This is a genomic window from Streptomyces fragilis (assembly GCF_003112515.1).
Classification (GTDB): domain Bacteria; phylum Actinomycetota; class Actinomycetes; order Streptomycetales; family Streptomycetaceae; genus Streptomyces; species Streptomyces fragilis.
This window is the reverse complement of record NZ_BEVZ01000007.1, coordinates 35,291-47,630: the sequence shown is the minus strand read 5'-3', so window position 1 is coordinate 47,630 and position 12,340 is coordinate 35,291. Positions and strand designations below refer to the sequence as shown.

Genomic DNA, 12,340 nt, shown 5'->3' with positions numbered 1-12,340 from the left:
CCGCCGTCCTGAGAGCGTATGAAGCCGCACGACATGGTGGCCCGGCTGCGCCCCCTGCTGGCCGCCGAGGCCGCGGCCGAGGCCGTCGCCGCCGGAGCCGAGGCGCGGGACCTGGAACAGGCCGTATGGCTCCGGCTCCTGGAACGCCTCCAGCGGGCCGACCCGCCGCACGACCCCGCCCGCTGGGTGCGCGGGGCGGTACGCGCCGAGGCCCGCGCCGTCCGCCGCGCCGCACACCGGGAACGCGCCCTGCGCCGCGACCCGGCAGACGAGACGTGGCCCGGTCCCGAGCAGCTGGCCCTGGCCTCGGCCCGCCGCCGCACCCTGCAGGACGCCGTCCGGCGGCTGCCCGGCCGCTGCCCCCGGCTGCTCACCGCGCTCTTCTCGCCGCGCGACCTCACCTACCGGGAGATCGCCCGGGAGTTGGGTATCTCACAGGGCAGTCTCGGACCGGAACGCTCCCGATGTCTGGGATGTCTGCGGCGGCTGCTCGGTCCGGAGGTTGCGCCGCGTCCGAGGCGGGGATAGGTGTGATGGACCACTGGTGAGCAAGTGAGCGGGAGGCATGCACACATGGGCATGAGCGTGACCATCTCCAGGGCGACCGAGCAGGACGCCGAGCAGATCTTCCGGCTCAGGTATCTGTGCTTCCAGAGCGAGGCCGTGATCTACGGCGACCACCGCCTGGGCCCGCTGACGGAGGCCCTCGCCGACGTCCGCGCGGAGATCGCCTCGGGCATCGTCTGCGTGGCCCGCCTGGGCGAGGAGGTGATCGGCGCCGTCTACGGCCGGGTGACCGCCGACGGCGCGGGCGAGATCGACGGACTGTGCGTCCACCCCCGCCTGCAGGGCCACGGCATCGGCGCCCGGCTGCTGCGCGCCGCCGAGGCCGCGGTGACCGAGAGCTCCCAGGTGGCGGCCTTCCGGCTGAGCGCCGGCAACCGCAGCGAGCCCGGGCTGCGGCTCTACCGCCGCCTCGGCTACCGGGCCACCGGCCGCGCCGAGGGGCCCGACGGCATCCCGCGGATCGTCCTCGAGCGGACGGCGGCCGTGGGCCAGGACCCGGACGCCGGGACGGCCGTCTACGCGGCGACGGCCTGACCGCGGTCCACGCCGTGACGGCCTGACCGCGGTCCGCGCCGTGAGGGCCTGGCCGCGGTCCGCGTGGCGACGGCCTGACCGCCGTCCGGGTGGGGACAACCCGGCGGCGGTCTACGCCGTGACGGTCCAGCGGTCCCCGGCGGCGCCCCGGACCAGCCAGTACAGGGCGGTCACCGGCAGCAGCACCGGGATGAAGAGGTAGCCCATCCCGAAGTCCGACCAGACCGTCGCGTCCGGGAACGCCCCGGGGTCGGCCAGCGTCCAGGCGCCCACCACCAGGACACCGAGCAGCTCGGCGGCGCAGCACACCACCGCCGCCCGCCGGGCCCGCTCGCCGCCGCGCACCAGCGTGTAGGTGATGAAGCCGTAGACCACACCGGCCAGCGCCGACAGCGAGTAGGCCAGCGGCGCCCGGTCGAACTCGGTGGAGATCTGGTAGGCCGAGCGGGACACCGCTCCGACCACCATCACGCCGTACAGCCACACCAGGAGGACGCCCGGCCCGGAGATCAGCCTCCGGCGGGGTGCGGTCGTGCGCTCCGGCTCCATCTCAGGCTCCCCAGATGTCGTAGAGCCGCACCTGCAGCACGGCCAGGACGAAACCGCCCGCCGCCACCGTGAGCGAACCCCAGCGGGTGCGCTCGGCCAGCGACATGAAGCCCGCCGCCGGCACGCAGGCGAAGGCGCCGAGCAGGTAGGCCACGTAGATCACCGTGCCCTGCTCCGGCTTCTCGCCGCGGGCCAGCTGCACCACACCGACCACCAGCTGCACGGTGGCCAGCAGCGCGACCACACCCATGCCGATGAAGTGCCAGTCCTTGGTCGGCTGGTCGCGCCAGGCGGCCCAGCCGCACCAGGCGGCGAGGAGGAGTGCGGCCACGGCGGTCGCCACGGTCAGGGCTACGAGCATGCGGAGACTGTATTACGGGAGGAATGTCCCCCCGTCGCCCGCCCCCGCCCTCCGGGCCCGCTCGCCCCCGCCCTCCGGGCCCGCGCGCGAGCGCCCGGGGCGGCCCCGCGAGGCCGCCCCGGGGCCTTGGCTAGGGTCACGGGCATGACGATCCTCCACGCCGACGCCCTGCTGTTCGACAACGACGGCACGCTCCTGTCCTCCCTGGACTCCGTCACCCGCTCCTGGACGGCCTGGGCCCACGAGCACGGCGTCACCCGCGAGCAGTTCGGTGCGATCGAGCTGCACGGCCGCCCCGCCGCGGAGATAGTCGCCGACCTGCTGCCCGCCGACCGGGTGCCCGCCGCCGTCGCCCGGATCGAGGAGATCGAGGTGGAGGACGTCCCGCACGGGGGAGTGGCCGCGCTTCCCGGCACCCGGGAGTTCCTGCACGGTCTGCCCGCCGACCGGTGGGCCGTCGTCACCTCCGCCTCCCGCCGGCTCGCCGAGGCCCGGCTCGCCTGGGTCGGCCTCACGGCCACGACCCTGGTCGCCGCCGACGACATCACCCGCGGCAAGCCCGATCCGGAGCCCTACCTGCTCGCCGCCGAGGCGCTGGGCGTCGACCCGTCCCGCTGCCTCGTCTTCGAGGACGCACCCGCCGGCCTGCGCTCCGGCCGCGCGGCCGGCATGCGCACGGTGGCGTTGGCCACAACCCACCCGGCGCACGAACTGGAGGCCGACCTGGTGGTCCCGGACCTGTCCGCCCTGTCGGCCCAGGTCACGCCGGACGGCATCGCGGTCTCCCGCATCGCCTGAACCGGGTCGAACCGGACACCTACCCGGCCGCCGACCGGACAGGGTGTCCGCATGCCGGACACCCTGCCCCTCTTGCCTGTGATCGTCTGATTTACTTGCGCCCATGACCACGACGAGCCGCACCACCCCTGCGACCGAGGCGACCCCGACGCCCGGTGCTCGTTGTCTGTGTCGAATGTGCGCCTGTTAGAGGGCCCCTGCAAGACGTTTGGCCTCGCGCCCCGAAGCGAGCCCCGCGGCCTCACCGTGCCGCCCGCGCACCACGGATCCCCCGTCCTCCCTCCGCCGCCCCGCTGTGGCCGGAGCCGGAGCGACGCGCCGTGCCGCGGTCCGACCGAATGCACCCGTGACCGGGGCGCCACAGCGCCCCCGGCACTCGACAGTGACGGAAACCCCTGTGATCACCACCTCGGGTCTGACCAAGATCTACCGCTCCGGCGGCCGTGAGGTCACCGCCATCGACGGCGTCGACCTCCACGTCCGCGAAGGTGAGGTCTTCGGCGTCATCGGCCAGTCCGGCGCCGGCAAGTCCTCCCTTATCCGCTGCGTCAACCTCCTGGAGCGGCCCACCTCCGGCACGGTCACGGTCGACGGCCAGGACCTCACCGCCCTCGCCGGGCGCGGCCCCCGCGCCTCCAAGGCGCTGCGCCAGGCCCGCAGCCGCATCGGCATGGTCTTCCAGCACTTCAACCTGCTCTCCTCGCGCACCGTGCAGGAGAACGTCGAGCTCCCCCTGGAGATCCTCGGCCGCTCCGGCCGCGAGCGCTCCGCCAAGGCCCTCGAACTGCTCGACCTGGTCGGCCTCGCCGACAAGGCCAAGGCCTACCCGGCCCAGCTCTCCGGCGGTCAGAAGCAGCGCGTCGGCATCGCCCGCGCCCTGGCCGGCGACCCCAAGGTCCTCCTGTCCGACGAGGCGACCAGCGCCCTCGACCCGGAGACCACCCGCTCGATCCTCCAGCTGCTGCGCGACCTCAACCGGCAGCTCGGCCTGACCGTGCTGCTGATCACCCACGAGATGGACGTCGTCAAGACGGTCTGCGACTCCGCGGCCCTCATGGAGCGCGGCCGCGTCGTCGAGTCCGGCACCGTCGGCGAACTGCTCGCCACCCCCGGCTCCCAGCTCGCCGCCGCGCTCTTCCCGGTCGGCGGCGACCCCTCCGGCCCGGCCGGCACCGTCCTGGACATCACCTTCCACGGCGAGTCCACCGGCCGCCCGGTCATCTCCCAGCTCGCCCGCAACTACAACGTGGACGTCTCCATCCTGGGCGCCGCGGTCGACACCGTCGGCGGCGCCCAGATCGGCCGGATGCGCATCGAACTGCCCGGCCGCTACGAGGACAACGTCGTTCCCGTCGGCTTCCTGCGCGAGCAGGGCCTCCAGGTCGAGCTCGTCGACCCCGACGAAGAGGCCGTCGACCCCGACGAGGAGGCCGTCGTCAACGCGAAGGCCGTCGTCAACGCGAAGGAAGTGACCAAGTGACCTGGTCCGAAATGCAGCCGCTGCTCAGCCAGGCCAGCTGGGACACCCTGTACATGGTCGGCTGGTCCACCCTGATCGCGATCGTCGGCGGCCTGCCGCTGGGCGTCCTGCTGGTCCTCACCGACCGCGGCGGCCTGCTGCAGAACGTCGTCGCCAACAAGGTGATCGGCCAGGTCGTCAACATCGCCCGCTCGCTGCCGTTCATCATCCTGATGGTCGCGCTGATGAGCTTCACCCGCCTGATCACGGGCACCACCATCGGCCGCGACGCCGCCATCGTGCCGCTGGCCATCGGCGCCATCCCGTTCTTCGCCCGCCTGGTCGAGACCGCCGTCCGCGAGGTCGACCACGGACTGGTCGAGGCCGTGCAGGCGATGGGCGGCAACACCTGGACGATCGTCCGCAAGGTCCTCGTCCCCGAGGCGCTGCCCTCGCTGATCTCCTCCGCCACCACCACCGTCGTCGCGCTCATCGGCTACTCCGCGATGGCCGGCACGGTCGGCGCCGGCGGACTCGGCGACATCGCCATCCGCTACGGCTACCAGCGGTTCGAGACCGGGCTGATGTGGGTCACCGTGGCGGTCCTCGCCGTGGTGATCGCCCTCATCCAGTTCGCCGGCGACGCCGGGGCCCGCGCCCTGCACCGCCGCGGCGGACGCGGCGGCCCCGCGCCACGGCTGCGGCTGCTGAAGGCCAAGGAGCCCGACACCGCGACGGCCACCGACGCCGCCGGGATCCGCAGGACCGCCTAGGCCGGGCAGGCCCCACGGCCGAAGCGGGGCCGGCTCCACGGCCGGCCCCACCCCCAGACCTCCCCGCACCACCCGACGCGGGGGAGCACCACCAGGCACGCCCCGCGTGCCGCAACGGAAAGGCACTTTTCGTGCGTAACACCGCCAAGCTTTTCAACGTCAAGGTCGCCACCGCCGTCCTGACCGCCGGAGCCCTCTCGCTGGGCCTGACCGCCTGCGGCGGCTCCGGTGACGACAAGGCCGCCTCCTCCGACGACCCGCTGGTCGTCGCCGCCAGCCCCGTCCCCCACGCGGAGATCCTCACCTTCGTCAAGGACAACCTGGCGGAGAAGGCCGGTCTGGACCTCGAGGTCAAGGAGTTCACCGACTACGTGACTCCGAACACCGCCACCGAGGACGGGTCGGTCGACGCCAACTACTTCCAGAACCAGCCGTACCTCGACGACTTCAACAAGAAAAACGGCACCCACATCGCGCCGGTCGTCACCGTCCACCTCGAGCCGCTCGGCCTCTACTCGCACAAGATCAAGAGCGCCGACGACCTGAAGAGCGGCGCCACCATCGCCGTCCCCAACGACACGGTGAACGAGGCCCGCGCGCTCAAGCTCCTCGCCGACAACGGCCTGATCGAGCTCAAGAAGGGCGCCGACAGCTCGGCCACCCCCGCAGACATCGTCAAGAACCCCAAGAAGCTCCAGTTCAAGGAGCTCGAGGCCGCGCAGACCCCGCGCTCCCTCGACGACGTCGACGCCGCCGTCGTCAACGGCAACTACGCCATCGAGTCCGACCTGCAGCCCGCCGAGGACGCCCTGGTCCTGGAGTCCGCGGAGAACAACCCCTACGGCAACTTCCTCGCCGTCAAGGAGGGCTCCGAGGACGACCCCCGCGTCAAGAAGCTCGCCAAGCTGCTCACCTCCCCCGAGGTGAAGAAGTTCATCGAGGACAAGTACGCCGGCTCCGTCATCGCCTCGTTCTGACCCTTCCGGAACGACGACACGTCCTGACCGACGCTCCGTCAGGAAAGCGGGGTCCACTCCGGCCGCCGGAGTGGACCCCGCCGTCCTGATCGGTGATTTCATGCTGCATGCTGAAAAGTTCAGCAGGTCCGAACGGTTCCCCGACACCACGGAGCGGCGCATGAACGGCACCTTCCCCGACATCTCCATCAGCACGGAGCGGTTGGTCCTGCGTCCGCTCGAGGAGGCGGACGTCCCCGCCTACACCGAGATGCTGAACGACGAGCAGGTCGTCGCCTGGACCTCCGTCCCGCACCCCTACACCGAGGAGCACGCCCGGCGCTGGATCGCCGAGGGCGCCCCCGCCGAGCGCACCGAGGGCCGCGGCATCGTCCTGGCCGTCACCGAGTTCCTCACCCAGCGCCTGGTCGGCACGCTCCGCCTGCACCACACCGACTGGCGGCTCCGCTCCGCCGAGGTCGCCTACGTGATCGCCCCCTGGGCACGCGGCGAGGGCTACGCCACCGAGGCCGTCCTGGCCGCCGCCCAGTGGCTCTTCCGCGACCAGAAGTTCGAGCGCATGGAACTGCGCACCGCCGCCGACAACGCCGCCTCCCAGCAGGTCGCGCAGAAGATCGGCTGCATCAGCGAGGGCGTGCTGCGCGGCGCCTTCATAGCCCGGGCGAAGGACGACACCGGCGTGTGGAGCGACGTACGCACCGACCTCATCGTCTGGAGCCTGCTCCCGGAGGACTTCGAGGGCGCCGGCGAGTACGCGGACTGGGACTGACCCTTGGTCCCCCGTCCGCGGGGTAACCTCACAGCGCGCCCACGACAGGGCCCGCCCGACCGCCCGCGGACAGCACCGCCCACCACCCCCTGGAGACTGACGACGATGGCCGACCGCGTCACCGTGATCGGCTGGGACGGCTCGCCTCTGACCGCCGCCGGACTCTCCGCGCTCGGCGCCGCCACCCTGGTGGCCGGAGCCCCCCACCACCTGGCCCTGCCCGAGGTGCCGCCCACCGCCGAACGCGTCCCCCTCGGCAGTCTCCCGCTCGCCGCCCGCCGGATCGCCGGCCACCGCGGCACCGCCGTGGTCCTCGCCGACGGGGACCCCGGCTTCTTCGGCGTCGTCCGCACCCTGCGCGCACCGGAGTTCGGGCTCGAGGTCGAGGTGGTCCCGGCCGTCTCCTCCGTCGCCGCCGCCTTCGCCCGCGCCGGAATGCCCTGGGACGACGCCCTGGTCGTCGTCGCCCAGCCGCGCACCCTGCGCCGGGCCGTCAACGTCTGCCGCGCCCACACCAAGGTCGCCGTCCTCACCGCCCCGGGCGCCGGGCCCGCCGAACTCGGGCTGCTCCTCGAGGGCGCGCCCCGCACCTTCGTGGTCTGCGAGGAACTCGGCACCGACCGCGAGCAGGTGAGCATCGTCACCTCCGACCGCGCCGCCGACCACAGCTGGCGCGACCCCAACGTGGTGATCGCCATCGGCGCCCCGACCAACGCGGAGTCCGCCCCCTGGATCGCCGGCCGCGCGCCCACCGGCCCCCGCGGCTGGGTGCTGCCCTCCGACTGCTACGACGGGCCGCTGGGCGAGGCGGAGGCGGAACCCCTGCGGGCCGCCCAGCTGTCCCGGCTGGGCCCGCGCCTGGGCGACCTCGTCTGGGACATCGGCTGCGGCAGCGGCGCGTTCGCCGTCGAGGCCGCCCGCGCCGGGGCCGCCGTGATCGCCGTCGACCGCGACCTGGAGGCCTGCGCCCGCACCGAGCGCGCCGCCCGCCGCTCAGGCGTCCAGCTCCAGACCGTCCGGGGCGCCGCCCCGCACGTCCTGGAGGACCTGCCCGAGCCCGACGTGGTGCGGATCGCCGACGGGGGAGCGGAGGTGATCGCCGCCGTCGCCGACCGCCGGCCCGAGCGGATCGTCGCCCACGTCCCCACCCGGGACGCCGCCGAACTCGCGGGCCGCCGCCTGGCCGAGCGCGGGTTCGCGGTCGACTGTTCGCTCCTGCAGTCCGTCGCCCTCGACGCCGAACAGTGGACCGAGAAGGGCCGCAGCGTCGGATTCCTGCTCTGCGGGGAGAGGCTGCGCGAGCGGGCCCGGTGACGCGCGGCGGCACGGCGCCGTCCGCCGTCAGTAGCGCCCCGTGATCGAACGGTCTCGGGGCGCGGGGTAGGCTGGCCGATCGTTGTACTACGCCTGGAATTCGGTTCTCGTCGGACCATGTCCGGACAAGACCGCCGGCCGGAGGACGGGTGCGGTACGACGGCGCCGGAGGCGCACGAGAGGGCGGGTTCCACCACGGACCTTGCCGCATCGGCCTGCACCGGAGGGCGGGGGACGGCGACAATACGAGTCGTCGGCTCCTCGTCCGACTGGGCGGGTCTCTCGTGCCGCTCGGCGGGCCCGCTCGTTCAACAGGACGGGCGGTCCGCGCGCCGCTCCGGACGAGCAGGTCGTCAGAAGCACCAACCGATGGGCGAGGGGTACGCATGACCGACACCGGCCAGGTCCCGGGCGAGGGACTGCCGGAGAGCGCAGGCACGGTGGAACAGCCGGGCGTCCCCGCGCCGGGTTCCTACACCTACCTCTCCGAGCCGACCGCCGAGGAAGACCAGCTCCTGCTGCCGGGCGCCCAGGGCGCCTGGGGCAACGAGGTGCCGCCGGGGCAGGAAGGCGCGTACCCGGAGGGCGGTTACGCCGAGGGCGGCTACCCGGAGGGCGCCTACGCGGACCAGCACGGTCACGCCCAGCAGGCCCACGGTCAGCAGGCCCATGGTCAGCAGGTCTACGCGGAACAGGCGTACCCGGAGCAGCAGGCCTACGCGGAGCAGCAGGGCGCGGCCGGGTACCCGGCCTACGCCGAGCAGACCGCCGGAGCGGACCAGACCGGCGGCGCGGCCCAGGGCGCGCCGGAGCACGGCGGCCCGGGGCACCACGGCCTGCCGGGTCTGCCCGAGCAGGGCGTCCCGGGCTCCGTCCCGCAGGGCGCCGGAGCGACCTCGCACGCCACCGGCGTCCACGACAGCGGGAGTTACGACCTCGGCGCCGCCGCCCAGGCGCCCGGACGGGCCGGCCCGCGTCGCCCGCTGCACCTCGGCCCGCCGACCCCCGACGCCTCGATGAGCCCCGTGCGGTCCCTCGCCGACCGCGGACCCGCCACCGTCGTCCGGCAGTCGGGGCAGCAGGGCGCGGCCCCGGAGACCCCGGGCGGCGGCCCCGCCACTCAGCACCCCACGCCGTGGGGCGGCGTGCCCACCGGGCAGGAGACGGCCCAGGACCACCCCGAGCAGACCGCCGCCGCCCGGAACGGGCAGGCGGCCGCGGACGCCTACGCCACGGGCGGGGAGGCCTACCCGGCCGCCGACGCCTCCCTCGGCGCGGGCGAGCCCTACGCCGCCCAGGCCGACGGCGGCACCGGCCAGTACCCCGCCGCCGCACAGCAGGCCTACGCCGGCCAGGAGACCGCGGGGCAGGACACGTTCGCCGGGCAGGAGCCGTTCGCCACCGCGCCGCAGGACGCCCACGGCGCCCCGCAGGACGCCCACGGCGGCGCGCAGGACACGTACGCGGGTCAGGACGCCGCCGCCCTGCAGCAGAGCTTCCCCAACGACACCCTCTCCGGGCACGGCACGCTCGGCGGCCGGCACGGCATCGCGGCCCACGACCTGGCCGCCGCGCAGCAGGCCGCCGCGGCGCAGCAGGCCGCGGCCCACGGGCCGGACGCCTCCGGGCAGTTCGCCCTGGCCGAGCAGCCGCTGGGCGAGTTCGTGCCGGTCCCCGGCACCGTCCCGGCCCCGCCGCACCTGGCCCCCGCCCCCGGTTACCCCGCGGCCGCTGCGGGGGAGGCGTGGCCCGCCCAGGCCCCGGACGCGGAGTCCGCCGACCCGGCCGCCCAGGCGGCGGAGCACGCCGCCGCGGAGCAGGCTGCCGCGGAGCAGGCCCTCGCCCAGCAGGCCGCAGCCGAGCAGGCCGCCGCCGAGCAGGCCGCGGCCGAGCAGGCCGCCGCCGAGCACGCCGCGGCGGAACAGGCTGCCGCCGAGCACGCCGCTGCTCAGCACGCCGCAGCCGAGCACGCCGAAGCCGAGCAGGCAGTCGCGGACGGGGAGTTCGAGCAGTTCCGGACCGGCCCCGCCCCGCTCACCGACGCCGTCGCCGACCACGGGGCCCAGACCGCTCCCGAGCAGCCCGCGGAGGCCCCCGCCGAGGCCACGGCAGCCGAGCAGCCGCAGGCCCCCGTCGCGCTCGTCCCCGCCCCCCGCGAGGGCGAGAGCATCGCCCCCGAGCCGACGGCGGTGGAGCCCGAGAACCTCGGGACCCCGCAGCCGGACGCCGCCGAGGCCGCACCGGCCGCACCGGCCGAGGACGCGGAGGCGGAGCGGGCCGAGGAGCAGGCGCTCCCCGAGGCCGAGGCCGAGGCCGCGGACACGGCCCCCGTCCGGCCCGCCCCCGTCGGCGAGGACACCCCCGCCGTGGCGGAGGAACTCGCCGAGCCGGCCGCCGGCCAGGACGCCGAGCCCCAGCCCGCCGCACCGGGATACGCCGAGGCCGAACGCGAGGCCGTGCTCCGCGTGATGCGCGAGCGCCGCGACATCCGCCAGGGCTTCCGCCCCGACCCGATCCCGCACGAGGTGCTGCGCCGCGTCCTGGAGGCCGCGCACCATGCGCCGTCCGTCGGGCACTCCCAGCCCTGGGACTTCGTCGTCATCCGCTCCGAGGAGACCCGGCAGCAGATGCACGAACTGGCCATGGCCCAGCGCGAGGCGTACGCCAAGTCGCTGCCCAAGGGCCGGGCGAAGAAGTTCAAGGAGATGAAGATCGAGGCCATCCTCGACACTCCGGTGAACATCGTCGTCACCGCCGACCCGACCCGCGGCGGACAGCACACACTCGGCCGGTACACCCAGCCGCAGATGGCCCCCTACTCCGCGGCCCTGGCCGTCGAGAACCTCTGGCTCGCCGCGCGCGCCGAGGGCCTCGGCGTCGGCTGGGTGAGCTTCTTCGACGAGCGGGAGATGGTCCGCGCCCTCGGCCTGCCCGAGTACCTCGAGGTCGTCGCCTACCTCTGCGTGGGCTACGTCGACGAGTTCCCGGACGAGCCGGAACTGGTGCAGGCCGGCTGGTCCAAGCGGCGCCCGCTGTCCTGGGCGGTGCACGAGGAGGCCTACGGCCGCCGCGCGCTGCCCGGCGAGGAGCCGCACGACCTGCTCGCCGAGACCATCGCCGGGATCCGCCCGCTGGACGCCAAGGCGCTCGGCGAGGCGTGGGAGCGGCAGAAGCGGATGACCAAGCCGGCCGGCGCGCTCGGCATGCTGGAGATCATCTCCGCCCAGCTGTGCGGCCTGTCCCGGCAGTGCCCGCCGCCGATCCCCGAGCCCGCCGCCGTCGCGGTGTTCGCCGGCGACCACGGCGTCCACGCCCAGGGCGTGACCCCGTGGCCGCAGGAGGTCACCGCCCAGATGGTGGCCAACATGCTCGGCGGCGGCGCGGTCAGCAACGCCTTCGCCACCCAGGTGGGCGCCGAACTGTGCGTGGTGGACGTCGGCGTGGCCGCCGAACTGCCGCCCCAGCAGGGCCTGCTGCCCCGCAAGGTGCGGCCCGGCACGGCCGACATGACGCAGGGGCCCGCGATGACCCGCGAGGAGGTCAAGGCCGCCATCGAGGTGGGCATCGAGACCGCCCGCGACCTGGTCGCCGCCGGCAACAAGGCGCTGCTCACCGGCGAGATGGGCATCGCCAACACCACCGCCTCCGCGGCCCTGATCTCCGTCTACACCGAGACCGACCCGGCCGAGGTCACCGGCCGCGGCACCGGCATCGACGACGAGACGCTGGCCCGCAAGACCGACGTGGTGCGCCGCGCCCTCGAGGTGCACCGGCCCGACCCGGCCGACCCGATCGGCGTCCTCGCCGCCGTCGGCGGCCTGGAGCACGCCGCCATGGTCGGTCTGCTGCTCGGCGGCGCCTGCCTGCGCACGCCGGTCATCCTGGACGGCGTCAGCGCCGGAGCCGCCGCCCTGGTGGCCCGCGCCATCGCCCCCGAGGTGCTGGCCGCCTGCATCGCCGGCCACCGCAGCGCCGAGCCGGGGCACGTCGCCGCGCTCAACAAGCTGGGCCTGCGCCCGCTGGTCGACCTGGACCTGCGCCTCGGCGAGGGCACCGGCGCCCTGCTGGCGCTGCCGCTGGTGCAGTCCACCGCCCGTGCCATGCACGAGGTGGCCACCTTCGACTCGGCCGGCGTCACCGAGAAGTAGCACCGCCAGGACCGGGCGGGGCGGGAGATCGTGCGAAGATCACACCGCCCTGCCCCGGTCCGGGCCCGCCGCACGCCATAAACTCCCCCTG

11 protein-coding genes are annotated in these 12,340 nt (G+C 74.6%); 9 read left to right on the top strand and 2 right to left on the bottom strand.

All coding sequences use genetic code 11. The features are described from left to right. Positions 1–18 precede the first annotated feature (18 nt). Together Sfr03f_RS23770 and Sfr03f_RS23765 are read left to right on the top strand one after the other, a co-directional pair. Positions 19–528, top strand: coding sequence for a sigma-70 family RNA polymerase sigma factor (locus tag Sfr03f_RS23770; protein WP_245967727.1), 510 nt, complete (start codon positions 19–21; stop codon positions 526–528). Positions 529–573: 45 nt separating this feature from the next. Next, positions 574–1,101, top strand: coding sequence for a GNAT family N-acetyltransferase (locus Sfr03f_RS23765; protein ID WP_108956060.1), 528 nt, complete (start codon positions 574–576; stop codon positions 1,099–1,101). 111 nt (positions 1,102–1,212) lie between these two features. Here Sfr03f_RS23765 and Sfr03f_RS23760 read toward each other — a convergent pair whose 3' ends face one another. Next, positions 1,213–1,650 carry a hypothetical protein gene (locus Sfr03f_RS23760; protein WP_108956059.1) on the bottom strand — a complete coding sequence of 146 codons (438 nt, stop codon included), beginning with the start codon at positions 1,648–1,650 and terminating at the stop codon, positions 1,213–1,215. A 1-nt stretch (position 1,651) separates the two neighbouring features. Continuing rightward, positions 1,652–2,011, bottom strand: a complete 360-nt coding sequence (locus Sfr03f_RS23755) for a hypothetical protein (RefSeq protein WP_108956058.1) — start codon at positions 2,009–2,011, stop codon at positions 1,652–1,654. Positions 2,012–2,155: 144 nt separating this feature from the next. Between Sfr03f_RS23755 and Sfr03f_RS23750 the strand changes: the two genes are divergently transcribed. The 7 genes from Sfr03f_RS23750 (at position 2,156) to cobT (ending at position 12,249) form a co-directional block, all read left to right on the top strand. Continuing rightward, the gene (locus Sfr03f_RS23750) at positions 2,156–2,809 is read left to right on the top strand and encodes an HAD-IA family hydrolase (protein WP_108956057.1); all 654 of its coding nucleotides are present in this window, start codon (positions 2,156–2,158) and stop codon (positions 2,807–2,809) included. 397 nt (positions 2,810–3,206) lie between these two features. Further along, entirely contained in the window at positions 3,207–4,289 is a 1,083-nt protein-coding gene (locus tag Sfr03f_RS23745; RefSeq protein ID WP_108956056.1) for a methionine ABC transporter ATP-binding protein, read from the top strand. Then, positions 4,286–5,041: a methionine ABC transporter permease gene (locus Sfr03f_RS23740; RefSeq protein ID WP_108956055.1), complete on the top strand. Its 756-nt coding sequence runs from the start codon at positions 4,286–4,288 to the stop codon at positions 5,039–5,041. Before Sfr03f_RS23745 ends, Sfr03f_RS23740 begins: the two co-directional genes overlap by 4 nt. A 131-nt stretch (positions 5,042–5,172) precedes the next feature. Beyond that, complete coding sequence (locus Sfr03f_RS23735; protein WP_108956054.1) at positions 5,173–6,018, top strand: MetQ/NlpA family ABC transporter substrate-binding protein; 846 nt, start codon at positions 5,173–5,175, stop codon at positions 6,016–6,018. 160 nt (positions 6,019–6,178) lie between these two features. Then, positions 6,179–6,787, top strand: a complete 609-nt coding sequence (locus tag Sfr03f_RS23730; protein ID WP_108956212.1) for a GNAT family N-acetyltransferase — start codon at positions 6,179–6,181, stop codon at positions 6,785–6,787. 105 nt (positions 6,788–6,892) lie between these two features. Further along, on the top strand, positions 6,893–8,101 hold the full coding sequence (gene cbiE / locus Sfr03f_RS23725) for a precorrin-6y C5,15-methyltransferase (decarboxylating) subunit CbiE (RefSeq protein ID WP_108956053.1): 1,209 nt from the start codon (positions 6,893–6,895) through the stop codon (positions 8,099–8,101). A 386-nt stretch (positions 8,102–8,487) separates the two neighbouring features. Next, on the top strand, positions 8,488–12,249 hold the full coding sequence (gene cobT / locus Sfr03f_RS23720) for a nicotinate-nucleotide--dimethylbenzimidazole phosphoribosyltransferase (protein ID WP_108956052.1): 3,762 nt from the start codon (positions 8,488–8,490) through the stop codon (positions 12,247–12,249). The last annotated feature ends 91 nt before the right edge of the window (positions 12,250–12,340 follow it).